Here is a 23,945-nt window from a genome sequence, read left to right on the forward strand (position 1 = left end):
AACCGGCGGCGCCGGCTCAGTCGGGCCTGCCGGCCGGCCCGGTCGACGGACGCGATGGAGTGATCGTCCCGACACTTTCCGTGTCGGGACGCCGTTCTCGTCGGACCCGGCCGGGAGGATCGCACCTACCTTTCCCCGGGCGGGTGGGGGCTGGGGATGGCAGTACACGGAGCCCGCCCACCCGCCCTGCGGGCGGCGCATGTACGCGTCCAGCGATCTCCCCGCCGCTTACCGGTCGGCAGGTGGAAATCGGATTGCGCTCGTCATACCCCGCTCGTACGGTGGAACGGTGGGCTCAGAGCGGTTGAAAACTCCAGAAGATTCCGAACCAGACAATCCCCCTGAACGTCGGACGGCGCTGACGAACCTGTGGCGGATGAAGAAGTACCTGTACCCCTACCGGTACCGCCTCGCGGTGCTCTGGTCGATGGTGCTCCTGAACATCGTGTCCGGCCTCGCGATCCCGCCGCTCGTCGGCCGCGCGATCGACGGGCCGATCGCCGACCGGGACATGGCCGGGCTGTGGGCGATCGTCGGCGTCATCGCCGCACTCGGCGCCGCCGACGCGGTCCTCCAGCTCGCGCGGCGCTACTTCCAGACCACCACCGCGATGGCCATCGAGGCCGACATCCGCGGCGCCCTGTACGAGCACCTCCAAGTGCTCCACACCGGGTTCCACGACCGGTGGCAGACCGGGCAGCTCCTCGCCCGCGTCACCTCCGACCTCGGCATGATCCGGCGGTTCTTCGCCGGCGGCCTCGTCTTCGCGATCACCTCGATCGGCATGATCGCCATCATCATGGGCCAGCTCCTGTTCATCGAATGGCGGCTGGCCCTCATCGTCGCCGCCTCCGCGGTCCCGCTGTTCCTCATCGGCCGCAAGTTCTTCCGCGAATACCTCCCCGCGGCCCGCTCCGAGCAGGACCAGTCCGGCGAGGTCTCCAGCGCCGCAGAGGAGTCGGCGCTCGGCATCCGCGCCATCAAGGCGCTCGGGCGCGGCCCGCTCATGGCGGCCCGCTTCGAGAAGGAGGCCGCCGAGCTGCGGTCCCGCAGCATCTTCAAGAGCATGATCGCCTCCCGGTCCTGGTCGGGCTACGACGCCATCGCGACCGCCGCCATCGGCGCCGTCCTCGTCCTCGGCTCGACCATGGTCGCCGGCGGCTCCCTGTCGGTCGGCGACCTGACCGCGTTCATCATGCTGCAGCTCGCCCTCCTGTGGCCGATCGAGGCGTCGGGCTGGGTCATGGCCCACGGCAACGAGGCCATGACCGCCGCCGACCGCGTCTACGAGGTCTTCGACACCGAACCGGCCATCAAGGACCGGCCCGGCGCCAAGGCCGTCGACCGCGGCGACGTCCGCGGCGAACTCGTCTTCGAGAACGTCCGCTTCGCGTTCGAGGACGACTCCCGCGAGATCCTCCGCGGCGTCGACCTGCGCGTGCAGCCCGGCGAGACCGTCGCCATCGCCGGCAAGACCGGCTCGGGCAAGAGCACCCTGGTCTCGCTCCCCTCGCGCCTGAACGACCCGACCGGCGGCCGGATCCTCTTGGACGGCACCGACATCCGCGACCTGAGACTCGAGAACCTCCGCTCGGTCGTCACCACCGCGTTCGAGGAGGCCACGCTGTTCTCGATGAGCGTGCGCGAGAACCTCGCGCTCGGGCGGCCCGACGCGGACGAGCGCGACCTCGAAGAGGCCGTGCGCGTCGCCCAGGCCGAATTCGTGTACGACCTGCCGTACGGGCTCGACACCCGCATCGGCGAGCAGGGCCTGTCCCTGTCCGGCGGCCAGCGCCAGCGCCTCGCGCTCGCCCGCGCGGTGGTCGTACGCCCGGCAGTGCTCGTCCTCGACGACCCGCTCTCCGCGCTCGACGTCCACACCGAGGAGCTGGTCGAGCGGGCGCTCGCGCAGGTCCTGCAGGACACGACCGCCCTGGTCGTGGTCCACCGGCCGTCCACGGTCGCCTTGGCGGACAAGGTGGCGCTGCTCCACGAGGGCCGGATCGCGGCCTTCGGGAGGCACTCCGAGCTGATGGCCTCCAGCCCCGAGTACGTCGACGTGCTCTCCGCAGAATCCGAAGAGGTGGCCGCGTGACCCTCACGACGAAGACAGCGACCGGGAAGTCCGACAAGCACGCGTCGTGGCGCGGGCGCGCCGAGTCCGCGGAGGCGGACCGGACCAGCGCCGAAGTCGACGACGCCGAGTCGATCAAGGAGCTGCGGGCCCAGAGCCGGCGGCTCCTGGGCTGGATGATGCGGCCCCACAAGAAGGGGATCGCGTTCCTGTGCGGGATCCTCGTGGTCCAGAACTTCACGAGCATGGCCACACCGCTGCTGGTCATGTTCGGCATCGACAACGCGATCCCGGCGATATCCGAACGCGGCGACTACTCGATGCTGATCGGGATCGCCGTGGTCTTCGCGGTGGTGTCGGTCCTCAAGTACGTGTGCGTGCGCCTGTACATCGCGCAGTCGGCGAAGGTCGGCAATGCGATGCTGTTCGCGCTGCGCAACCGGGTGTTCCGCAAGTTCCAGGACCTGTCGGTGTCCTTCCACGAGCGGTTCACGTCGGGGCGGGTCACCGCCCGGCAGAGCTCCGACATGGAGTCCATCCGGGAGATGACGGAGAACGGCGTGGACGACCTGGTCCTGGCCGCGCTGAACGTCGTCACCATCACGATCGTGATGCTGGTGATCGACCCGCTGCTGGCGGCGGTGTCGCTGATGACGTTCCCGCTCATGCTGCTGCTGGGCCGCTGGTTCAGCCGGGTCTCCGCGGTGGCGTACCGGCGGGCCCGCGAGACCGTGGCGCTCCTGATCGTCTACTTCGTCGAGTCGATGGGCGGGGTGCGGGCGGTCCAGGCGTACCGGCGCGAGCCGCGCGACCTGGAGCTGTTCTCGGACCTGAACACGGACAACCGGTTCGCGCAGGCGCGCGGGCACCAGCAGAACGCGTTCATGTCCGGCGGGATGCGCGGCATCGGCCACCTGGCCACGGTCGTGGTGCTGCTCTTCGGCGGCTGGCAGGTCATGCAGGGCAACACCGAAGTCGGTGTGCTCGCGGCGTTCCTGCTGTACATGAAGCGGTTCTTCGACCCGCTGAACGAGCTGGTGCAGTTCTACAACGTGCTGCAGTCGGCGACCTCGGCCCTGGAGAAGCTCTCGGGCGTCCTCGACGAGAAGGTCGAGGTGCCCGAGCCCGAGCGGCCGAAGTCGATCACGGCGCCGCGCGGGGAGCTGCGCTTCGACGACGTGCACTTCCAGTACCGCGAGGACCAGGTGGTCCTGCCGGGCCTGGACCTGCACATCCCCGGCGGGCAGACGCTGGCGCTCGTGGGCGCGACGGGCGCGGGCAAAACCACGATCGCGAAGCTCGTGAGCCGCTTCTACGACCCGGGTTCGGGTTCGGTGTCGCTGGACGGCGTGGACCTGCGCGACCTCGCCGAGGCGGAGCTGCGCAGGCACATCGTGATGATCACCCAGGAGAACTTCCTGTTCAACGGGACGATCGCGGAGAACATCGAGCTGGGCCGGCCGGGCGCGTCCAGGGAGCGGATCATCGAGGCGGCACAGGTCGTCGGGGCGCACGAGTTCATCGACTCGCTGCCCGAGGGGTACGACACGCACGTGCGCAAGCGCGGGGGCCGCCTGTCCGCGGGACAGCGGCAGCTCGTGGTGTTCGCGCGGGCGTTCCTGGCGGATCCGCGGGTGCTCATCCTCGACGAGGCGACCTCGTCGCTCGACATCCCGTCGGAGCGCCTGGTGCAGCGGGCCCTGCGCACGATCCTGGCCGACCGGACGGCGATCATCATCGCCCACCGGCTCTCCACGGTGGAGATCGCCGACCGGGTGATCGTCCTCGAGCACGGCCGCATCATCGAGGACGGCCGCCCCGAGGAGCTGATCGACCACGGCGGCGAGTACGCGACCCTGCACCGGCAGTGGGAGGACTCCCTGGTCTAGGGCCCGGTCAGGCGCGGCCGGCGGGGGGTCGCTAGGAGGCGGTCAGGATGTAGTAGTCGATCCAGCCGTTCTCGTAGCAGCGCAGCCAGTTGCGGCCCCAGGAGTCGCGGTACTCGGTCTGGGCGACCCAGCGGTCGAACTGGCGCCACACGTGCTCGCCGATGGACTCGACTTCGACCTTCGCGAAGCCGGCGGCCGAGAGGTCGCCGGCGAAGGCGCCGACGGGGCGGACCACGTCGACGCCGGTCGCGACCGTCTCGATGAGGTCGGCGACCGGGGTCTCTCCGGCGTCGTCGGGGGCGAAGAACGTCGCGGCCGCGAAGCTCCCGCCGGGTCTGAGCACGCGGCGGGCCTCGCGGGCCACGGCGGCGAGGTCGTCGACGTGCTGGAGCGCCTCGACGGAGTAGACGCCGTCGAACGAGTCGGCGGGGAACGGGATCTCGGTGACCGAGCCTTCGTGGAAGCCCAGGCGGCCCGAGAGCTTCTCGAGGGCGGCGGCGTTGGTCTCGGCGGCCCTGGCGAGCTGGGCTTTCGACCGGTCGAGCCCGGAGACGTACGCGGCGAACTCGCGGGCCACGAGCGCCGTCCCGACACCGATGCCGCATCCGAGTTCGAGGAGCTGGACGCCTGGCGGCGTCGACAGGCGGGACACGACCTGCCGGTACAGCTCGGCCTGGCTGGCGGTCCGCTCCTCGACGGTGATGTCCCGGTGGGGCGCGATCTCGCCCCAGTACCCGTAGTTGATGAACGACCCCGAGAAGATCGTCAGCGAGCCGAGGTCCAGCTCCCCGTACATGAGATCCCGCTTGGCCTGTACGTCGTTTTCCTGTTCCATCGCCCGATTCTCACATACGGGTTGCGGACTTCCCCGGACGCGCCGGAGCCTCGTAAACCGCTCTGACCGATACCGTAGGTAGACGATCATAGATATCGACCGCGCTCGAAATCAAATGTCGGGAACACGACTCAAACGATCGCGACACGCGACTACAGAAGGTACGATCGGAGTCCGCGCTTCGTTACGTTGAGGAGGTGAAAACAATGTCCAGAACAGTCATCAACCTCGACGACGACCTCTGCGCCCAGGCGGCGGAAATCCTCGGTACGACAACCAAGGTCAGCACCGTCAACGCCGCGCTCAAGGAGCTGGTGAGCCGAAAGAAGCGGCAAGAGCTCCTGGATTGGCTTGCCGAAGGCAACCTCTCCGACTTCGCGGACGACGAGCTTCGGGAACGCGCATGGCGGCGGTAGCGAAGTTCATCGTCGACACCAGCATCATGGCACGTCAGCAGAAGCCGCGTATCAGTGAACGCATTCGCACCTTCTCGGATCGAGGCGTTCTCGGCATCTGCTCGATGGTCATGATGGAGATGCTGACCAGCGCCCGGAACCAGAGGGAGGCCGAAATCTGGCTGACGCTGGCGCGTGAGTTCGAGTGCCTCCCGATGCCCGATGAGATCTGGGATCGAGCCATCGCGGTCCAGTCGAAGCTTGTCCAGCAGTCCCTGCACCGCGCGGTCAAGCTGCCGGATCTCCTCATCGCCGCGACCGCCGAGCGACATGGGGTCACCGTGCTCCACTACGACCGCGACTACGACCGCATCGCCGAGGTGACCGGCCAGCCCGTCGAATGGGTGGTGCCTCCCGGCGAAGCCGACTGACACCCCGCTCTCCCCCAGAATGAAGCCCGCCGGCGTCGCCGGCGGGCGTTTCGCGTCTCCGGGTCAGCAGGCGCAGGCGGGCCCGTCCTGCGCCACCGCGGGCTTCTTGCCGATCGAGGGCATGCCGAGGCTGACGCCGGGGAGCTTGGTGGCCTTGCCCGCGGCCCAGGCGTCGCCGGCCTTGGTCCTGCGGTGGGTGAGGACCGCGCCGTCGGCGACGAGGTGGTGCGGGGCGCCGTAGGTGATCGTCGTGGTGACGACGTCGCCGGGGCGGACGCCTTCGGCGTTGCCGGCCGGGTCGGCCTCGGAGGGGGTGACGGCGAAGTGGACGAGGCGGCCGTCGCGGGCGCGGCCGGTGAGGCGGCCGGTGGCCTCGTCCTTGCGGCCGTCGCCGGCGGTGACCAGGACTTCGACCTCCGTGCCCTCGAGCTTGCGGTTCTCCTCCCAGGAGACACGCTCCTGGAGGGCGATGAGGCGCTCGTACCGCTCCTGGACGACGGCCTTGGGGATCTGGTCGTCCATGGTCGCGGCCGGGGTGCCGGGGCGGATCGAGTACTGGAACGTGAAGGCGCTGGAGAAGCGGGCCTGCTCGACCACGTCGAGGGTCGCCTGGAAGTCCTCCTCGGTCTCGCCGGGGAAGCCCACGATGATGTCGGTGGTGATGGCCGCGTCGGGCATCGCCGCGCGGACCTTGTCGAGGATCTCCAGGTACTTGCCGGAGCGGTAGGAGCGGCGCATCTCCTTGAGGACCCGGTCCGAGCCGGACTGGAGCGGCATGTGGAGCGAGTGGCAGACGTTCGGGGTCTCGGCCATGGCGGCGATGACGTCGTCGGTGAAGTTCTTCGGGTGCGGGCTGGTGAAGCGGACCCGCTCCAGGCCCTCGATCCCGCCGCAGGCGCGCAGGAGCTTCCCGAACGCGAGCTTGTCGCCGAACTCGACGCCGTACGTGTTCACGTTCTGGCCCAGGAGGGTCACCTCGGAGACGCCCTCGGCGACGAGCGCGCGGACCTCGGCGAGGATCTCGCCGGGGCGGCGGTCCTTCTCCTTGCCGCGCAGGGACGGCACGATGCAGAACGTGCAGGTGTTGTTGCAGCCCACGGAGATCGAGACCCAGCCGGAGTAGGTCGACTCGCGCTTGGTGGGCAGCGTGGAGGGGAAGGTCTCGAGGGACTCGAGGATCTCGACCTCGGCGGCGCGGTTGTGGCGGGCGCGCTCGAGCAGCGCCGGGAGCGAGCCGATGTTGTGGGTGCCGAAGACCGCGTCGACCCAGGGGGCGCGCTTGACGATCTCGCCGCGGTCCTTCTGCGCCAGGCAGCCGCCGACGGCGATCTGCATGTCGGGGTTCTCGCGCTTGGCCGGGGCGAGGTGGCTGAGGTTGCCGTACAGCTTGTTGTCGGCGTTCTCGCGCACCGCGCAGGTGTTGAACACGACCAGGTCGGGCGCGTCGGCGCCGTCGACCGGGACGTACCCGGCCGCTTCGAGCAGTCCCCCGATGCGCTCGGAGTCGTGCACGTTCATCTGACAGCCGTACGTCTTCACCTGGTACGTCTTCACACCGTTCACAGCCACCTCCCCAGGATAGACGCGAGGCCCGTCACACGATCAGGGCCGGGAGCGCGACCGTCCGATCACCGCGCGTGATCGTATGAGCGCCTACTGTGCACAGTCGTCCGCACAGCATGCACATCCATTCAGTGAATGCGAGATGTTAGCCCTTATTGATCACGGTAAAGCCCGCTAGCCGACAAAACTTATTCTTGTCCGGTCTTGTGCGTCCCGGACCGTCCTTATAAGGTGGCCTGCGTGTCGCCCCATTCCCCCACGAGGGGGCGGCTTCCCCACCAAAGACCCCAACAGCCTCTCTACTCCATCCTTTCTGATCAAGGAAGAACATGCGCCTCAAATCCACCACCGGCGCGGCCTTGGCCGCTGCCGCCCTGCTCGCGACCGGTGCCTGCGTCTCACAAGACGCCGACAACGCCTCCGCCGACAGCGCCCTCTCAGGTACGGGCACCGGCGCGGACTGCACCATCGACGAGACCGTCAAGATCGGCGCCGTCTTCAGCCTCACCGAAGCCGCCGCGTTCGCCGGCCTCTACCAGCAAGAAGGCCTCGAACTGGGCTTCGAGGAGCTCAACGCCGCCGGCGGCATCCAGTACGAGGTGATCCTCGAGGACGACGCCACCAGCGTCGACGGCTCCGTCGCCGCCTTCGAGAAGCTCATCGACCGCGACAAGGTCAGCGCCATCGTCGGCCCGACCCTCTCCAACATGGCGTTCACGACCTACACCGACGCCCAGAGCGCCGGCGTGCCCGCGCTCGGCGTCTCCACGACCGCCGAGGGCATCCCTGAGATCGGCGACTACATCTTCCGCGCCTCGCTGCCCGAAGAGGTCGCCCTCGCCGCCAGCATCCCCGCCGCCAAGGAGGCCCTGAACCTCACCAAGGTCGCCGTCCTCTACGACAGCGCCGACGAGTTCACCGCCTCGGCCTTCAACACCATCTCCGACGTCCTCGCCGACGAGGGCATCGAAGTCGTCGCCGAAGAGACCTTCGAGACCGCCGACACCGACTTCTCGGCGCAGCTCACCGCCGTCCTCGAGGCCGAGCCCGACGCCGTCATCCTCTCCGCCCTGCCCGGCGCCACCGTCCCGCTCGTCAAGCAGGCCCGCGAACTCGGCATCGACGCCCCGATCGTCGGCGGCAACGCCTTCAACTCCCCCGTCCTGGTCGGCGCGCTCGAAGACGCCGCCGAGGGCCTCATCGTCGGCGGCGCCTGGAGCGCGGCGTCCGAGACCACCGGCAACGCCGAGTTCATCGCGACCTACACCGAGAAGTACGGCCGCGCGCCCGACCAGTTCGCCGCCCAGGCGTACACCGCCGCGTACCTGATCGACCAGGCCATCCGCGCCGACTGCGACGCCAACCGCGAGGCCATCAAGGACAACCTCGGCCAGATCCTGGAATACGATTCCATCCTCGGCCCGATCTCGCTCGACGAGAACGGCGAGGTCCACCAGGAGCCGGTCGTCCAGATCATCCGCGACGGCGCCTTCACGCTGCTCTAACCCTCCACCGGAACCCCGGCGGACGCCCACCACCTCCGTACAGGAAATCCAGACATGCTGCAACAGTTGGCGAACGGCGTGTTCGCAGGTTCGATCTACGCCCTCTTCGCAATCGGCTTCACGCTCGTGTTCGGCGTGCTCCGGCACCTGAACCTCGCCCACCCGGCGGTGTTCACGGCCGGCGCCTTCATCGGCATCGAGGTCGCGGCGCGGACCGCGATCCCGGTGTGGATCCTGTTCCCGGTCGTGGCCCTGTTCGGGGCGATCGCCGGGGTCCTCGTGGAGCGCATCGCGTTCCGCCCGCTCCGCGGGCGGGACGACGAGCACTTCGCCGGGCTCATCTCGTCCATCGCGCTCGGCGGCGTCGTCATCGCGCTCCTCCAGGCGCGCTACGGCACCGAGCCGCAGAGCTTCGACATGGACTACTTCCCGAACCGGCTGTTCGAGATCGCCGGGGTCCGCGTCACGCTGACGCAGCTCGTGACCCTGGGCCTGGCCCTGGTGCTCATGCTCGGACTCGCCTGGCTCGTCTCGGCGACACCGCTGGGGCGGTCCATGCGGGCCGTGGCCGAGAACCCGACGGCCGCGAAGGTCCTGGGGGTCAACGTGGGGAGGGTGACCGCCGGGACGTACGCGCTCTCGTCGGCGCTCGGCACCGTCGCCGGCGCACTCCTGGCCCTCAACCTCGGCCAGGCCGGGCGCGACCTCGGCGCCTCGATCGAACTGGTCGGATTCGCAGTGATCATCCTCGGCGGCCTCGGCTCACTGTGGGGCGCCATGGCCGCCGGGGTGGTCCTCGGCATCGCCGAGGCCCTGACGATCCACCTGTTCGACTCCACCTGGAAGAGCATGGTCGCCTTCGCGCTGCTCTTCGCGGTCCTCGTCGTGCGCCCGCGCGGCCTCTTCGGCCACGTCAAGGTCAGGGAGGTCTGATGCTCGCCGGATACGACACCCTCATCACCACCATCGCGCTCGGCGCGATCCTCGCCTACTCCTTCCACGTCGTCCTCATGGCCGGGCAGCTCAGCCTCGGCCAGGCCGGCTTCGCGTCCCTCGGGGCGTACGTCTCCACCCTCGTCGTCCCGACCGAGCCCATCGCCGGGTCGATCTCGCCGGTCATCGTCGGACTGCCCGTCGGCGCCGCGGTCGGCGCCGCCGCCGCCTTCGTCGTCGGCATCCCGGTCCTGCGCCTGCGCGGCGTCTTCCTCGCCATCGCCACCATCGCCTTCGGCGAGATGGTCCGCGTCGTCATCAACAACGCCGAATGGACCAACGGCGCCCTGGGCCTGCGCGTCGAGAAGTGGGTGACCTTCGACTTCGCGTGGATCATCGTCGCGGTCCTCGCCTACCTGTTCTGGCGCCTCGGGCCCTCGCGCTCGGGCCGCGCGTTCGCCGCCGTCCGCGAGGACGAGCTCGCCGCCGGCTCCATGGGCGTCGACGTCGTGCGCACCCGCATGTCCTCGTTCATCGCCTCCGGCGCCATCGCCGGCGTCTACGGGGTCATGTTCGCCTACTTCTTCGGCCGCATCACCCCCGCCACGTTCGACTTCGCCCTCACCGTGAACGGCCTCGTCACCGCCGTCCTCGGCGGCTACCTCGTGTTCTTCGGCCCGATCCTCGGCGCCGGGTTCCTCACCTCCGTGCCCGAGATCCAGACCGCCCTCGGCCTCGAAGCCGGCTGGATCCACCCGCTCGTCACCGGCGTGCTCCTCCTCGCCGTCGTCCTGTTCCTGCCCGGCGGCCTGTCCACGCTGTTCAGCCGGCTGCGCCCGGCGCCCGTCCGGCCCGGACCCGACTACGCCCCCCTCGACGCCCTCGACCCCCTGCCCGACCGCGGCACCCCGATCGCCGCCGTCCGCGGCCTCGCCAAGAGCTACGGCGCCGTCCACGCCGTCCGCGGCGTCGACCTCGAGATCCGCTCCGGCGAAGTCCTCGGCGTCATCGGCCCCAACGGCGCCGGCAAGACCACCCTCGTCAACATGCTCAGCGGCCTCGAACCGCCCACCGCCGGCGACGGCGAGATCCTCGGCGTCCCGCTCGGCTCCCGCCCCCACCGCTTCGCGCAGGCGGGCGTCAGCCGGACCTTCCAGCACTCCAAGCTGTTCGAGCGGCTCACCGTCCTCGACAACGTCCTCGTCGGCACCCACGTCGTCAGCCGGCCCACCTACCTGCGCCGGCTCCTGTGGCTGCCGTCGGCCCGCCGCGACGAGCGCCGCGCGCTCGCCCTCGCCTGGGCCCAGCTCGAACGCGTCGGCCTCGCCGACCGCGCCGGGATCCGCCCCGGGGCCCTGTCCTACGGCGACCGGCGGCGGCTCGAGATCGCCCGCGCGCTCGCCGCCCACCCGACCCTGCTCATCCTCGACGAACCCGCCGCCGGCATGAACCACGTCGAGGCGGCCGAACTCGCCTCGCTCATCCGCGGCCTCGCCGACGACGGCGTCACCGTCCTGTTCATCGAGCACAACGTGAAGATGGTCCTCGAAGCCTGCACCCGCCTCGTGGTCCTCGACTTCGGCGAGGTCATCGCCGAAGGCGAGCCCCGCGAGGTCGCCGCCGACCCCCGGGTCGTCGAGGCGTACCTGGGCACCGAGGCCGACGAGCGCGAGGAGTCCGAACATGTCTGAGCCGATCCTCGAAGTCGAGTCGCTCCGGGTCGCCTACGGGCGCGTGCAGGCCGTCCGCGACGTGTCCTTCACCGTCCCTGAAGGCGGCCTCGTGGCCCTCGTCGGCGCCAACGGCGCCGGCAAGAGCTCCGTGCTCGCCGCCGTCTCGGGGCTCCAGCGCCCCGCGTCGGGCCGGATCCGGTTCGGCGGCGAGGACATCACCCGGCGCCCCGCGCACCGCCGCATCGCCGCCGGGCTCGTGCTCGTCCCCGAAGGCCGCCAGATCCTCGGGACCCTCACCGTCGCCGAGAACCTCCTCCTCGGCGCGCACCGGCGCCGCCGCCAGGCGGCCCCCGAATCGGAGATGTACGACCTGTTCCCCGTCCTGGCCGAGCGGCGGGCCCTGCCCGCCGGCTCGCTGTCCGGCGGCGAGCAGCAGATGCTGGCGATCGCCCGCGCGATGATCGCCAGGCCGCGGGTCGTCCTGCTGGACGAGCCCTCGATGGGGCTGGCCCCCAAGATGGTCGACGAAGTGTTCGCGGTCATCGAGAAGATCCGCGCCTCGGGCGTGACCGTCGTGCTGGTCGAGCAGAACGCCCGCCGGGCGCTGCGCGCGGCCGACACCGGCCACGTCCTGGAGACCGGGGAGATCGCGCACAGCGGCCCCGCCTCCGAACTCCTGCAAGACCCCCGAGTCGTGAAAGCCTATCTGGGCGTCGAATAGCGCCGGCGCCCGCCGAAGGAACCCCTGAGATGAACGATGAGCTAGCCGAGTCCCCACCGTCGCCGGCGCAGCCGCAGGCAAAGCGGCAGCCTCGCGGCGGGCCCTGGTCCCGCATGAGGATCCGGACCAAGCTGACGATCATGCTGCTCGTCCCGGCGCTCACACTGGCCGGAATGGTCGCGCTCCGGCTCGTCGAGTCCGCCGACGAGGCCCGCGACATCGGCGCCACCGCCGACGCGGTCGAACTCGCGCACGACGTCAACGCCGTCATCGCCGCGATCCAGGCCGAGCGCGAGGACGCCGCGCGGCTCGTGTACCAGGAGCAGACCGGCATCACCGACACCGAGTCGATCGCGACCTCGTTCGCCAACCACGAGGAGGCCACCGGCGACGCCCTCGAGCGGCTCGCCGCGACCCGCGAGAACCTCGACCTCGACGCCGAGTCCGAGTCGCTGCTCGCACGCGCCGACGCCCCGCTCGAGCGGCTCGAGACCGCCCGCAGCGCCGTCTTCGAAGGCACCGTCGAAGCCGTCCACCTCACCGTGTACAACTCGATGGTCGCGCGCCTGTCGGCCGTGCTCGACCACGCCGTCGACCTCGCCGGGACCGCGGAGCTCACCAGGATGGTGCGCACCGCGAGCCTCCTGTCGACCATCGACGAGTACTCCGAGCAGCTCCGCCTGCTCACGCTGTCCCTCGAGGACGGCCGGCCGCTGGCCGGCAAGCACCGGACCTTCATGCGGCTCACCGCCGCCCGCGAGGAGTCGCTGAACGAGTACCGGCGCATCGTCGCCCAGACCGATCCCGGCGCGGCCGTGTTCGAGGTGGGCGGCATCGGCTCGTCCGACGCCCGCGAGGCGAACGCGTTCGAGAGCACCATCGCCGGTTCGCGGTCCGATGAGGAGCAGGACGTCGAGCACAACGCGCTCATGGCAGCGTACGACGCCCGGCACAGCGCGACGTCCGACCTCATCACCGACGCGCTCGACGAGGCCGAGGCGGAGGCGGGCGCCGTCAGCACCGCCGCCATCCGCCGCCTCGTCGCCGAGTCCGCCATCGCCGTCGTCGCGCTCGCGATCGCGTTCCTCATCGCCTTCACCATCGGCCGCTCGGTCACCCGCGGCCTGCGCGACCTGTCGGGCTCGGCCCGGCAGATCGCGATGGTCGACCTCCCGCAGGCCGTCAAACGCGTCGACCAGCAGCAGGGCCTGGGCGGGCTGAGCCCGTTCGAGTACGCCGCGCGCACCACCCCGCCGATGCAGGTCCGCGGCGACGACGAGCTCAGCGAGGTCGGCGAGGCGTTCAACATCGTCCACCGCGAGGCGATCCGGGTCTCCGCGCAGCAGGCGCTGCTCCGGTACCACGTCGGCGCGATCTTCGTCCGGCTCGCCCGCCGCGGCCACTCGCTCACCGGCCGGCTCACCGCCGAGCTCGACGCCGCCGAGCAGAACGAGCAGGACCCCGAGCGCCTGCAGCGGCTGTTCCGCCTCGACCACCTGGCCTCGCTCATCGGGCGCGCGAACGACTCGCTCCTGGTGCTCGGCGGCTCCTCGGCGGCCAAGGTCCGCACCACGGACGCGTCGCTGAACGACGTGCTCATCGCGGCCCAGAGCCGCATCGAGTACTACACCCGCATCGAGGCGTCCGCCGACGAGGGCGCGTGGGTCAAGGCCGACTACGTCGACGACGTCGTCCAGCTCCTCGCCGAGCTGATGGACAACGCGACCCGCTACTCCGAGTCGGCCGCCGAGATCACCGCCAGGGTCCTGACCGGGAAGGTCATCATCCAGGTCCGCGACCACGGCATCGGCATCGAACCCGACCGGATGGAGCGGTTCAACGACCGCCTCCGCCGCGACACCCCCGTGGACCTGGAGGCCATGCAGGCCATGGGGCTCACCGTGGTCGGGTTCCTCTCGGGGCGGCACGGCATCGAGGTCGAGCTGCGGCCGTCGATCGGCGGCGGCGTGGTCGCCGAGGTCGCCGTGCCCGGGACGCTGCTCTCGTTCACGCCGCCCCCGCGCAGCCAGCGGCCGCCGACGCTCCCCGGCGGTGCCGCCGGGGCCCGGACCGTCCCGCTGCCGCGCCCGCGCCAGGACGCCCCGCTGTTCGCCCGGGCCGACAAGCCCGAGCTGCAGGGCGCCGCCGGCGGCCCCGTGCCGCAGCAGCGGCAGCCCGCGAAACACGTTGCACCCGAACCGAGGGCGCTCCCGGCCGGACCGAGTCCCCGCGTCTCCGCTGTGGACGACACGCGCCCGCTCCCGGTACTCTCCTCTTCGTCGACGGCCGTGCTCTCCGAGCTCCCGGAGATCAAGTTCGACGTGACCGTGGTGCACGCGGACCCGTCCCTGCGGGCCGGACAGGCGCTGCCCCGACCGAAACCGGCGCCGTCCCTCGGCCCGAACGGCCTGCCGCGCCGGGACCCGATGTCCAATCTGGTCCCCGGCGCGGTCGCGCCCAGTCCGGGACAGGACGGCATGGTCATCGAACGCAATCCCCGGAGCATCGGCGCGACGTACTCGGCGTACGCCCGCGGCCTTTCGAGCAGCAGGACCGCTGGACCCGACAATGAGAAATGACCCGGAGATCGACCATGACCACTAGCGCGCAACTGGACTTCCTTCTCAACGACTTCGTCGGCCGGGTGCCGCACGTGACGCACGTGATCGCCGTGGCGGCGGACGGCCTGCTCATCGCCTCCAACAACTCGCTGCCGCGGGACGAGGCCGAGCGCCTGTCCGCGATCGCCTCCGGTCTGACGAGCCTCCTCGCCGGTGCGGCCCGCTCCCTCCAGGCCGATCCGGTGATCAGCAACCTGACCGAGATGAACGGCGGCTTCATGTTCTCCATGTCGGTGTCGAGCGGCGCGAGCATCCTGGCACTGGCCGGGCTGAACTGCGACATCGGTCAGGTCGGACACGAACTCGCCAACCTCATCAACCAGGTCGGCCCGGCCCTCACCCCGGCCGCCCGCCAGGTCTACGCCGCCCAGTACCAGCAGCACTGACGGCGGAGGCCGGGAGCCGCTTCACGGTTCCCGGCCTTCGCCGTGCGGGCGGGGCGCGCTCAACCGGCGGCGCCGGCGCGGCCGCGCACCAGGTCGGCGTAGGACTTCGCGATGCTCGCGGACACCTCCCCGACGCCGAAGACCCGGCCGTCGATCGCGGCGACCGGTTGGATCTCGTACGCGGTGCCGGTCAGGAAGACCTCTTCGGCGTCGGCGAGTTCGGACGGCGCGATGCGCCGCTCCCGCACCGGGATGCCGAGTCCGGCGGCGATGCCGATCACCGTGCGGCGGGTGATCCCGTCGAGGAAGCACTCGGGCACGGGCGTGTGGAGCTCGCCGCCGATCACCAGGAACAGGTTCGCGCCGGTGGCCTCCGCGAGATCGCCGCGCCAGTCCAGCAGCAGCGCGTCGTCGCACCCGGCGGCCTCGGCCTCGTCGCGGGCGAGCGTGCCGGTGCAGTACAGCGCCGACGCCTTGGCGCGCACCGGCGCCGTGTCCGGGTGCGGGCGACGCCAGCGCGAGGTGGCGAGGCTGATCCCGGTCTTCGCGGGGTCGAACACGTGCGGCCATTCCCAGGCGGCGACGGCGGTGTGCGCGGACAGGCCGGCCCCGCCGACCGCGATGCGCTCGCTGCCGCGCCAGGCGACGGGCCGGACGTAGCCGTCGGTGATCCCCTGCCGTTCGATGAGTTCAGTGACGGCGCGTTCGAGTTCGCTTGTGGTCCAGGCGAGTTCGTAGCCGAGTTCGGCTGCCGAGGCGGCGAGGCGGCGCAGGTGCTCGCCGGCCTTGAACGGGCGGCCGCCGTAGACGCGGACGCCTTCGAAGACGGCCCCGCCGTAGTGGAGGCCGTGGGAGAGCACGTGGAGCCCGGCGTCCCGCCAGGGTACGAATACGCCGTCGAGCCAGATCACGCCGTCCCGGTCGTGGAAGGGGCGGGCCTCGGCGGGGTTCACGAGGTCGCCTCCGGTTCGTGCTCGGCTTCGTCTTCGGCTCCGTATTCGACCTTGTATTCGGCTTCGTCTTCGACCTCGTATTCCACGCTGATCAGGTCGTCGAGCAGCCGGTGGTAGCGTTCGGCCGCCGCCGTGTCCGGGTGGGTGGAGATCACGAACGCGGGGTAGCCGCTGAAGTCCGGGTAGGGCTTGACGACGTCGCCCGGGTGGAGCATCTGGACGACGTGGTCGGTCTCGGGCAGGGCCCGGACCCGCTCGAGGCCCCGGACGGCGCGGATGCGGCCCGCTCCGCCGCACGGGACGATGTAGTTGGCGGCGGCCCCGGCCGCCGGCTTGCGGCACTCGGGCGCCTCGGGTTCGCGTCCGACGGCGATGCGCAGGGCGTCGGCGGCGAGGTCCGCTCCGGTCGCACCGTAGGCGATGCAGTGGGAGACGCCGGAGCCGCCGACACGGGCGCCCAGCTCCAGCAGGTAGGGCCGGTCTCCTTGGAGGCGCAGCTCGGTGTGGGCGGGGCCTTCGGCGATGCCGAGCGCGGCGTGCGCGGCGGCGACCTCGCGTTCGATCGCGGCGGCGGCGCCGCTCGGCAGCGGGGCCGGGGCGCGGTAGACGGTCTCCTCGAAGTAGGGACCCTTGGGCTGTCCCTTGTAGCCGATGGTGAGCACTTCGACGCGGCCGCGGTAGGCGAGGGACTCGACGGCGTACTCGGGGCCGTCGAGGTATTCCTCCACGACGAGGTCGACCGCGCCGGGGATCTTCGCGCGGCAGACCGCCCTGACCGCTTCGACCGCGGCGGGCAGGTCCTCGGGGGCGTCGACGCGGACGACGCCGATGCTGGAGAAGCCGTGCGCGGGCTTGACGACGACGGGGAACCGGAGTTCGGTGAGATCGGGTGCGGTGGGATCGGGTGCGGCGTCCGGGCCGTCGAGCCGCGCGAAGCGCGGGACGTTCATCCCGGCCGCGGCGAAGCGCTCGCGCATGAGCCGCTTGTCCTGGGCCGCACGCGCGGCGCTCGCGCCGATGCCGGGCAGGCCGAGCGCTTCGGCGGCCTCGGCGACGAACGGGACCGCCGGGTCGTAGAGGGTGGCGATCCCGTCGAAGGGCCGCTCGCGGTGGCGGCTCCGGAGCCGTTCGAGGGCCGCCGCCGGGTCGGACAGGTCGAGCCGGAGCACTTCGGTCACGGCGCCGGGGAGTTCGCCGGGAAGCGCCTCGTCGGGCCGGGGCACGAGGACGACGCCGATCCCGGCGCGGTCGGCGGCGTCGAAGATCCACGGCAGGGAGACGCGCTGGTGGACGAGGACGATGGCGGGTCGGTTCATGGCGTGCTCTCTTCGGTTGCGACGGTGGCGGACCGGCGACCGGAGGTGGTCCGGGACGGTTCGCGGACGGTGAGCCAGACGCCGGCGGCGCATGCGGTCAGGAGCGCGAGGGCGACCGGGCCGGGAGGTCCCGCCCAGCCGAGGCCCCACTCCCCCAGGCGGACGAGGAAGGGCACCAGGAGCGCCACCGCGGAGGTGTAGAGCGGGCCCCGGCGCAGGATCAGCTCATGCGCGAGGACGAAGACCGGGGCGGTGAGGGCCGCGCCGAGGAGGGCGATCCCGACCCAGTCCTCGAACGCGATCTCCCGCAGCGGGACCGCGGCGGCCGCGAGCGCGCCGAGCGCGAGGGCGGCCGCGCCCGTGACCGCGGGCAGGGCCGCGGGCGGGGCGAGGTCGCCGAGGCGGGCGCGGTAGACGTACCCGTAGAGGGCGTACGCGACGGTCCCGCCGAAGGCCAGCGCGGCTCCGGCGAGGACGGCGCCGTCCAGGCCGGTGCCGCCGGTGCCCGTGGCGGCGTAGGCGATCGCCGCGGCGGCGGCCAGGAGCGTCCCGGTGGTCTTCCGTGCGGTGGCCTTCTCGCCGAAGGCGGTGATGCCGATGGCGAAGGTGATGCACGGCAGGAGCGAGACGATGAGGCCGACCCGGGAGGCGCCGATGCGGTCGACGCCGAGCAGCGTCCCGGTGTAGTACAGGACGAAGCCGAGGAGCGCGAGATAGGCGACGGCCCAGGGCCGGGCCGCGGCGGTGCGGGCCCCGGCCCTGAGCGAGGGGACGGCGGCGGCCAGGGCTGCCAGCACCGCGAAGCTCGCGGCGGTGCGGCCGGCCGCGACGGCGAGCGGGTGGACGCCCGCCACGAGGTGGCCCGAGAGGAGCCATCCCGCGGCGAGCAGCACCACCATGAGGGCGGACAGCACGGCCGTCCGCCCCAGGAGCCGGGTCACCATTCGGCCGGGCCGTACCGCAGCGGCGGGCGCTGTGCGAGGGTGCGCTTGGCGCGCAGGAGAATGCGCTGGTCCTCGGTGAAGGAGTACCGCTGCTTCGCCTCACCGGGCGGGAGGTACTCGCGCACCAGGGCCTTGGCCTGGGACCGGTAGTCGTCCTCGTCGGCGACGCGGTCTTCGAGGGCGCCGACGGCGTCGACGTAGTCGCGGAGCGCGTCGACGGCGGCGTCCCGGTCGAGGCGCAGGAGGCCGCCTTCGGCGTCGGTCAGCGCGCCGCGGCGGCGCAGCCAGCTGAAGAGGAAGACGCCGGTGCCCGAGTCGAAGTTGCGGGTGGCGTCCTCGGCGAGCGGGTAGCGGGTGATCCGCTCGAGGAGGATCATGTCGATCACCTCGTCGGCGTGCGGGAGTCCGTCGTCCGCGCAGGCGAGCACCGTCTTGGCGTCCACTTTGATCTCTTCGAGGACGCCGACGAACCAGTTCATCTTCAGCTTGATGTGCTGGTCGAACGGCCAGGCGCCGTCGTAGTGGGCCCGGTCGTGGAGGTAGCCCCACATCGAGCGGGCCTCGTAGCAGGCGTCGGGTTTGAGGCCGGTCGAGGCGCGCGGCAGGCTGTCGGGGGTGAAGACGGCCTCGGCCGAGGGGAGCGCGTAGGTCTCGTGGATGCGGCGGAACTTCGAGAAGAGGAACATCGCGTACTCCTGCCCGTCGAGTTTGTCGCGGGCGGCGACGTTCTCGGGGAAGAACACGAGGCAGTTGCCTTCGGTGAAGCCGCGGCTGCCGGCGAGGACGACGACGCACTGGCAGTTGTTCTTCGGGTGCGGGTGGCTCTCGTGGAGGCCGAGGACCGAGTCGGCTTCCTTGCGCAGGAACAGGAAGCATTCGAGCCGCTTGCCGACGGGCGGGACCGAGTTGGTGCTCTGGAGCGGGGCGAGGAACAGGGCGGTGGCGCCGTCCTCGGGCGGGCGGAGGGCGTCGCGCGAGCGCGCGAAGTGCGGTGCGGTGTCGAGTCCGGCGTCGAGCCAGTCGGCGACGTCGGCTTCCAGCGCCTCGGCCTGGGCGGTCTCGCCGCGGCGCAGGTGGTGGCGGCGGGCCTCGTCGCGGATCGCGGCGAGGAGGTCGCGGTCGGCCGCGGTGGGCTCGGGGACGGTGCCGTCGTCGGCTTGGCGGGCGCGGAACCGGTCGACCAGGGTGGCGAGGCCGGATTGGACGGCGGCGGCTTCTGCGGCGAGGTCCGCGTCGAGCGCGTAGGTCTCGGTCATGCGGTCACCACCTGGTGGACGGTGAAGGCCATGGGGACGGGGCCGAAGTCGCGCAGGACCTTGAGCCCGTGGCGGGCCGCGGCGACGATGGTGGTCACGCACCCGTCGACGCGGCCTTCGGCGCATTCGATGGCGGCCCGGGAGTTCGAGTTGACGGTGACGGTCCCGACTCCGGCGGGCACCAGGCCCTCCGGGGCGGGGTGCGAGGCGACCCGCCGCGGCGCCGCGGTCCCGGAGGAGGCCAGGACCATGTTGTGGGTGGGCATGATGAAGCTGTCGACCATGCGCAGGCGGTGGAGGTTCGCGAAGACGAGGGTGTGGAGCGCGGGGTAGACCGCGCAGGCGGTGAGCGCGTGGCTGCCGTCCGCCGGGACGGCCTCCAGCGCCGCCTCGATGGTCTCGTGGAGTTCGACGGTGCCGTCGATGCCGTTGCGGCGCAGCCATTCGTGCGATGCCGCTTCGAGGTTGGTACCGGTCGGTCCGAGTGTGTGCAGGTGTCGAATCGGTGGCGGGGTGCCGGTCGGGGCCACTGAAGTGCTCCTGTTCAGAGTGGGTGCTTGCTGCGTGAGGGGGATCGCGCGGTACGAGCATATACGCGGCAAGTGACCCACATGGACACTCATTCATGCCATTTCTGAAGTGTCGCAACAGTATTGGAGATGATAAAGCGCGGGAATCGAATTGTTGTGATCAGTGGGAACAGCGCGAACGCCCGGACCGGTGGTGATGGGCTGCAGCGTCGTCACAAGCTCCGCAGTGGCGATTCCGATAGCGGCGACGCGCAAGTGCCCGCGACGGGAATGGCGGCTTCGGTCACGTCGGCAGCCCGTTCTCGTCGTTGCCGATGATCTCGTCGCTCGCGCGAGGGTCGAGCACTGGCAAAGATTGCACATCCTCTCTGGCCTCGATGATGCGAGCATCGGTATCAGGGCAATGCGCCAGACGATGGCGATGGGAGCGGAGTCAGCCTCCGCGACTCCGAGACAGTCAAGATAATCGCGGACCGCATCCTCAGCGCCGCCGGCGCTGGTCGACTGCGTGACGCCGACTCCTGGGACGTCGAGCTCCCACATGCCGTGTAGTCGTGTGGCAGTAACGGTGTATTCCTTCATCGAAGCCATCCTTCCTTCAGGTGTTCCACAGTTTCGGTGATCTTGCACTCGGACCCAGACATAAGCGAAACCCACTCACGCCGTACTCTCGCGTTATGCGTACGTTTACTGAATCCAAGCGCCGTGTGGTCGGTGTCCTCCGCCTCTCAGTCGAGACCAAAGAGTCCACCTCTGTCGAGAAGCAGAAGGAGATCATCACCGCTTGGGCGCTCATCCACGATGCCGACATCGTCGGCTGGGCAGTCGATGAGGGCGTGAACGGAGCGACCTCACCCTTTGAGCGTGACGGCTTGGGCGAGTGGCTGACCGATGAGAAGGCCCAGGAATACGACATCCTGGTCAGCTGGAAGATCGACAGGTTCGGCCGTGAAACCCGCGAGTTCCTTCAGCTCGTTGACTGGCTGCACTCCCGCAAGAAGGATATCGCCATCACCGATATCAACATCGACACCACCACCCCCGGCGGAAAGATGATCATAACAATCCTTGCCGCCTATGCCGAGTGGGAACGATCGATGATCGCGGACCGAGTTCGCACTACCCCCAGGCATCTTCGGTCCCAAGGGCGTGTCAGCTCAGGCAAGGGCTACTGGTGGACAACAAAGGTCAGGCGGGACAACGGGTGGTTTCTGGAGAACATGCCGGAACGGGTCGAGTTCATGCGGGAACGCTTGATCGACCCGAGACTTGACGGTAAATCGCTGAACAACATCGGTCGGACAACCGGGTTGAACCCGAGCCGCATTGCCGTGTTGCTTCGCCCTGAAACCCTTATGGGGTGGAAGGTCTATACTCCCGAAGGCGAGAAGCGAGGACAGTACAGGGTCGCACGCGATGCCGAAGGTGAACCCGTCAAGTACACCGATCCCATCATTACCGAGCATGAGTACCACAAGCTGAAAGCAATGGCAGGTCAAAAGGACTTGGTCACCGGTAGCACTACCGAGCGGCTGATGCTTCGCTCGATGGTGAAGTGCGGTTCATGCCAACGCGCCTATGTAAAGAACAAGTCAACTCGTCGCGGAGTTACCAGTACCGGCTATCAACACGCTCAGCACGAGTGCGGATTGGGCCGACCGCACATTACCGCGAAATCCTTGAACCAACTTGTTGCCGACGTCTTCCTTGACGCGGTTGGCCCCAAGCCCGTCGTTCAAAAGGTGTTCGTTGCCGGTAATGATGTTGCGGACGATCTATCGAGAGTCAACCGAAATATCGAATACCTTAGGGAAGAGTACGATCTAGGGCTATATGACGGGGATCGGGAAGGCTACCTTCAGCGACTCAAGCGGTTTACTGACCGTAAGAAGACGCTCGAATCGACCCCCGCACGTCGGGATTCGTGGGAGCTGCAACCAACCGGCGAGACATACGCGGATTGGTGGGCTACTGCCTCAGATGAAGATCGAAACCAGGCGCTCAAGGACCTTGACCTGCAAGTCCTGGTGTTCATGCAGGATGAGCAACCAGACATCAAGGGAATGCCGCTCACCGGGGACACGCTGAAGACAGTTCCTGTACCCCCGCCATCCAAGGCCAACAAGAGCTATAGGCGGCGCTGGGCAGTGGTGAGCTGGCGCAAGCCTGAGGAGACGTGCTCGAATCCCTGGGATGATCTCGGTCCGGAGAAGATCAAAGTGATCATCAACGAAGGTCGCCCCGTGACCAATACCCTCAGCGACCCGCAGACCAATCGTCGGAGCCGGACGGCTGTAGGCCCCGCCCAAGAGGGCGGGGCCTAGGCGTTTCCGCATTCAGCTCAGGTGAGCCTTACTGCTGGGCTGCGCCGGCTTCGTACTTGTGCCGAACCCACGGCATGAGGTCGCGCATCTTCTTGCCGACCTCTTCGAGCTGGTTGTCGGTCTGGACCGCCTGCAGCTTCTTGAAGTTCTCGCGCTTCTCGGACTCCGCGACCCACTCCTTCGCGAAGGTGCCGTCCTGGATCTCGCCCAGGATGCGCTTCATCTCCTTGCGGGTCTCGTCGGTGATGATCCGCGAGCCGCGCGAGACGCCGCCGTACTCGGCGGTGTCGGAGACGGAGTACCACATGTTGGTGAGGCCGCCCTCGTAGATCATGTCCACGATGAGCTTGAGCTCGTGCAGGCACTCGAAGTACGCGGCCTCGGGGGCGTAGCCCGCCTCGACCAGGGTCTCGAAGCCGGCCCGGATGAGCTCGGCGGTGCCGCCGCAGAGGACGACCTGCTCGCCGAACAGGTCGGTCTCGGTCTCCTCCTTGAAGGTGGTCTTCAGGACGCCGGCGCGGGTGCCGCCGATGGCCTTCGCGTAGGAGAGCGCCACGGCCTGGGTGTCGCCCGACGGGTCCTGCTCGACCGCGACGAGCGCGGGGACGCCCTTGCCGTCGACGAACTGGCGGCGGACCATGTGGCCCGGGCCCTTCGGGGCGACCATGGCGACGTTGACGTCCGCGGGGGCCTGGATCAGGTCGTAGCGGATGTTGAAGCCGTGGCCGAAGAACAGCGAGTTCCCGGCGGACAGGTTCGGCGCGATCTCCTCGGCGTACAGCTTGGCCTGCACGGTGTCGGGGACCAGGATCATGATGACGTCGGCCCACTTGGCGGCCTCGGCCGGAGTGAGCACCTTCAGGCCCGCCTCCTCGGCCTTCGGCCGCGACTTCGAGCCTTCCTGGAGGCCGATGACGACCTCGACCCCGGAGTCCCGGAGGCTCAGCGAGTGGGCGTGGCCCTGCGAGCCGTAGCCGAGGACGGCGACCTTCTTGCCCTGGATGAGGGCCAGATCGGCGTCGTCGTCGTAGAACACTTCAGCGGACATGCGTTGATTCTCTTCCTTTTACTGCTGGCTATTCGGTGAGACGTAGCGCGACAGCGAGGCCATGGACTTGGCCCCCCGCCCCAGTGCGACCGTCCCCGACTGGACGAGCTCCTTGATCCCGAACGGCTCCAGGACTTCCAGGAACGCCTCGATCTTGTCGCGGTTCCCGGTGACCTCGAAGGTGACCGTGTCGGGTGTGACGTCGACCGAGCGGGCCTTGAACAGCTCGGCGGCGGCGATCACCTGGCCGCGGGTGGCGGCGTCGGCGCGGACCTTCACCAGCAGCAGTTCGCGCTGCACGGAGGAGCCCGCTTCGAGTTCCACGATCTTCAGCACGTGGATGAGCTTGTTGAGCTGCTTGGTGACCTGCTCCAGCGAACCCGCCTCGACGTCCACCACGATGGTGATGCGGCTGACGCCGGGGTGCTCGGTCTCGCCGACGGCGAGGGAGTCGATGTTGAAGCCGCGCCGAGAGAACAGGGCGGCGACCCGGGCGAGGACGCCCGGCTTGTTCTCGACGAGGACCGACAGCGTGTGCGTCGTCATGG

At 69.7% G+C, this 23,945-nt stretch carries 20 protein-coding genes; 11 read left to right on the forward strand and 9 right to left on the reverse strand.

The features are described 5' to 3' along the window. The first annotated feature begins 304 nt into the window (after positions 1-304). Both GFD30_RS19880 and GFD30_RS19885 read left to right on the forward strand, forming a co-directional pair. Positions 305-2,095: an ABC transporter ATP-binding protein gene (locus GFD30_RS19880; protein WP_407649106.1), complete on the forward strand. Its 1,791-nt coding sequence runs from the start codon at positions 305-307 to the stop codon at positions 2,093-2,095. Continuing rightward, positions 2,092-3,963 carry an ABC transporter ATP-binding protein gene (locus GFD30_RS19885; RefSeq protein ID WP_322633442.1) on the forward strand — a complete coding sequence of 624 codons (1,872 nt, stop codon included), beginning with the start codon at positions 2,092-2,094 and terminating at the stop codon, positions 3,961-3,963. The genes GFD30_RS19880 and GFD30_RS19885 overlap by 4 nt, the downstream gene beginning before the upstream one ends. A gap of 31 nt (positions 3,964-3,994) precedes the next feature. On the opposite strand, the gene GFD30_RS19890 is transcribed toward GFD30_RS19885, so the two are convergent. After that, positions 3,995-4,798, reverse strand: coding sequence for a class I SAM-dependent methyltransferase (locus GFD30_RS19890; protein ID WP_153026930.1), 804 nt, complete (start codon positions 4,796-4,798; stop codon positions 3,995-3,997). Between the two features lie 206 nt (positions 4,799-5,004). Here GFD30_RS19890 and GFD30_RS19895 point away from each other — a divergent pair, with 206 nt between their 5' ends. Continuing rightward, positions 5,005-5,214 (forward strand): type II toxin-antitoxin system VapB family antitoxin, encoded by a 210-nt coding sequence (locus tag GFD30_RS19895; RefSeq protein WP_153026931.1) that lies wholly within the window; start codon positions 5,005-5,007, stop codon positions 5,212-5,214. Further along, positions 5,202-5,624, forward strand: coding sequence for a PIN domain nuclease (locus GFD30_RS19900; protein ID WP_153026932.1), 423 nt, complete (start codon positions 5,202-5,204; stop codon positions 5,622-5,624). Before GFD30_RS19895 ends, GFD30_RS19900 begins: the two co-directional genes overlap by 13 nt. A gap of 63 nt (positions 5,625-5,687) precedes the next feature. Here the strand turns inward: GFD30_RS19900 and miaB are convergent, their stop codons facing one another. Continuing rightward, positions 5,688-7,187 (reverse strand): tRNA (N6-isopentenyl adenosine(37)-C2)-methylthiotransferase MiaB, encoded by a 1,500-nt coding sequence (gene miaB, locus GFD30_RS19905; RefSeq protein ID WP_407649116.1) that lies wholly within the window; start codon positions 7,185-7,187, stop codon positions 5,688-5,690. 329 nt (positions 7,188-7,516) lie between these two features. Between miaB and GFD30_RS19910 the strand changes: the two genes are divergently transcribed. From GFD30_RS19910 to GFD30_RS19935, 6 genes are all read left to right on the forward strand, one after another. Continuing rightward, positions 7,517-8,692, forward strand: a complete 1,176-nt coding sequence (locus GFD30_RS19910) for an ABC transporter substrate-binding protein (RefSeq protein ID WP_153026933.1) — start codon at positions 7,517-7,519, stop codon at positions 8,690-8,692. Between the two features lie 54 nt (positions 8,693-8,746). Beyond that, entirely contained in the window at positions 8,747-9,625 is an 879-nt protein-coding gene (locus tag GFD30_RS19915) for a branched-chain amino acid ABC transporter permease (RefSeq protein WP_227996709.1), read from the forward strand. Then, entirely contained in the window at positions 9,625-11,316 is a 1,692-nt protein-coding gene (locus tag GFD30_RS19920) for a branched-chain amino acid ABC transporter ATP-binding protein/permease (RefSeq protein WP_153026934.1), read from the forward strand. The genes GFD30_RS19915 and GFD30_RS19920 overlap by 1 nt, the downstream gene beginning before the upstream one ends. Next, positions 11,309-12,019: an ABC transporter ATP-binding protein gene (locus GFD30_RS19925; protein WP_153026935.1), complete on the forward strand. Its 711-nt coding sequence runs from the start codon at positions 11,309-11,311 to the stop codon at positions 12,017-12,019. Before GFD30_RS19920 ends, GFD30_RS19925 begins: the two co-directional genes overlap by 8 nt. A gap of 113 nt (positions 12,020-12,132) precedes the next feature. Further along, positions 12,133-14,598 carry a sensor histidine kinase gene (locus GFD30_RS19930; RefSeq protein ID WP_194202031.1) on the forward strand — a complete coding sequence of 822 codons (2,466 nt, stop codon included), beginning with the start codon at positions 12,133-12,135 and terminating at the stop codon, positions 14,596-14,598. A 14-nt stretch (positions 14,599-14,612) separates the two neighbouring features. Then, positions 14,613-15,026, forward strand: a complete 414-nt coding sequence (locus tag GFD30_RS19935; protein ID WP_153026937.1) for a roadblock/LC7 domain-containing protein — start codon at positions 14,613-14,615, stop codon at positions 15,024-15,026. Between the two features lie 59 nt (positions 15,027-15,085). Here GFD30_RS19935 and GFD30_RS19940 read toward each other — a convergent pair whose 3' ends face one another. The 5 genes from GFD30_RS19940 to GFD30_RS19960 are packed head-to-tail and all read right to left on the reverse strand — an operon-like array spanning position 15,086 to position 20,025. Next, positions 15,086-15,979, reverse strand: coding sequence for a branched-chain amino acid transaminase (locus GFD30_RS19940; RefSeq protein ID WP_322633444.1), 894 nt, complete (start codon positions 15,977-15,979; stop codon positions 15,086-15,088). Then, positions 15,976-17,295, reverse strand: coding sequence for an ATP-grasp domain-containing protein (locus tag GFD30_RS19945; protein ID WP_227996711.1), 1,320 nt, complete (start codon positions 17,293-17,295; stop codon positions 15,976-15,978). The genes GFD30_RS19940 and GFD30_RS19945 overlap by 4 nt, the downstream gene beginning before the upstream one ends. Continuing rightward, complete coding sequence (locus GFD30_RS19950) at positions 17,292-18,239, reverse strand: EamA family transporter (RefSeq protein WP_153026939.1); 948 nt, start codon at positions 18,237-18,239, stop codon at positions 17,292-17,294. The genes GFD30_RS19945 and GFD30_RS19950 overlap by 4 nt, the downstream gene beginning before the upstream one ends. Then, on the reverse strand, positions 18,233-19,495 hold the full coding sequence (locus GFD30_RS19955) for a DUF6421 family protein (RefSeq protein ID WP_153026940.1): 1,263 nt from the start codon (positions 19,493-19,495) through the stop codon (positions 18,233-18,235). The genes GFD30_RS19950 and GFD30_RS19955 overlap by 7 nt, the downstream gene beginning before the upstream one ends. After that, entirely contained in the window at positions 19,492-20,025 is a 534-nt protein-coding gene (locus GFD30_RS19960) for a type 2 periplasmic-binding domain-containing protein (protein WP_227996714.1), read from the reverse strand. The genes GFD30_RS19955 and GFD30_RS19960 overlap by 4 nt, the downstream gene beginning before the upstream one ends. Before the next feature lie 677 nt (positions 20,026-20,702). Between GFD30_RS19960 and GFD30_RS19965 the strand changes: the two genes are divergently transcribed. Next, positions 20,703-22,349, forward strand: a complete 1,647-nt coding sequence (locus tag GFD30_RS19965; protein ID WP_153026941.1) for a recombinase family protein — start codon at positions 20,703-20,705, stop codon at positions 22,347-22,349. A gap of 28 nt (positions 22,350-22,377) precedes the next feature. On the opposite strand, the gene ilvC is transcribed toward GFD30_RS19965, so the two are convergent. Together ilvC and ilvN are read right to left on the reverse strand one after the other, a co-directional pair. Continuing rightward, positions 22,378-23,397 (reverse strand): ketol-acid reductoisomerase, encoded by a 1,020-nt coding sequence (ilvC, locus tag GFD30_RS19970; protein WP_153026942.1) that lies wholly within the window; start codon positions 23,395-23,397, stop codon positions 22,378-22,380. 18 nt (positions 23,398-23,415) lie between these two features. Further along, positions 23,416-23,943, reverse strand: a complete 528-nt coding sequence (gene ilvN, locus GFD30_RS19975; RefSeq protein ID WP_125247037.1) for an acetolactate synthase small subunit — start codon at positions 23,941-23,943, stop codon at positions 23,416-23,418. Positions 23,944-23,945 lie beyond the last annotated feature (2 nt).

Source organism: Glycomyces albidus (assembly GCF_009451885.1).
GTDB lineage: Bacteria > Actinomycetota > Actinomycetes > Mycobacteriales > Micromonosporaceae > Glycomyces > Glycomyces albidus.

Coding starts and splice junctions, on each gene's coding strand:
- ilvC (WP_153026942.1), bottom strand. CDS start 23,397: ATGTCCGCTGAAGTGTTCTACGACGACGACGCCGATCTGGCCCTCATC.
- GFD30_RS19945 (WP_227996711.1), bottom strand. CDS start 17,295: ATGAACCGACCCGCCATCGTCCTCGTCCACCAGCGCGTCTCCCTGCCG.
- GFD30_RS19910 (WP_153026933.1), top strand. CDS start 7,517: ATGCGCCTCAAATCCACCACCGGCGCGGCCTTGGCCGCTGCCGCCCTG.
- GFD30_RS19965 (WP_153026941.1), top strand. CDS start 20,703: ATGCGTACGTTTACTGAATCCAAGCGCCGTGTGGTCGGTGTCCTCCGC.
- GFD30_RS19955 (WP_153026940.1), bottom strand. CDS start 19,495: ATGACCGAGACCTACGCGCTCGACGCGGACCTCGCCGCAGAAGCCGCC.
- ilvN (WP_125247037.1), bottom strand. CDS start 23,943: ATGACGACGCACACGCTGTCGGTCCTCGTCGAGAACAAGCCGGGCGTC.
- GFD30_RS19920 (WP_153026934.1), top strand. CDS start 9,625: ATGCTCGCCGGATACGACACCCTCATCACCACCATCGCGCTCGGCGCG.
- GFD30_RS19925 (WP_153026935.1), top strand. CDS start 11,309: ATGTCTGAGCCGATCCTCGAAGTCGAGTCGCTCCGGGTCGCCTACGGG.
- GFD30_RS19935 (WP_153026937.1), top strand. CDS start 14,613: ATGACCACTAGCGCGCAACTGGACTTCCTTCTCAACGACTTCGTCGGC.
- GFD30_RS19915 (WP_227996709.1), top strand. CDS start 8,747: ATGCTGCAACAGTTGGCGAACGGCGTGTTCGCAGGTTCGATCTACGCC.
- GFD30_RS19890 (WP_153026930.1), bottom strand. CDS start 4,798: ATGGAACAGGAAAACGACGTACAGGCCAAGCGGGATCTCATGTACGGG.
- GFD30_RS19930 (WP_194202031.1), top strand. CDS start 12,133: ATGAGGATCCGGACCAAGCTGACGATCATGCTGCTCGTCCCGGCGCTC.
- GFD30_RS19895 (WP_153026931.1), top strand. CDS start 5,005: ATGTCCAGAACAGTCATCAACCTCGACGACGACCTCTGCGCCCAGGCG.
- GFD30_RS19950 (WP_153026939.1), bottom strand. CDS start 18,239: ATGGTGACCCGGCTCCTGGGGCGGACGGCCGTGCTGTCCGCCCTCATG.
- GFD30_RS19900 (WP_153026932.1), top strand. CDS start 5,202: ATGGCGGCGGTAGCGAAGTTCATCGTCGACACCAGCATCATGGCACGT.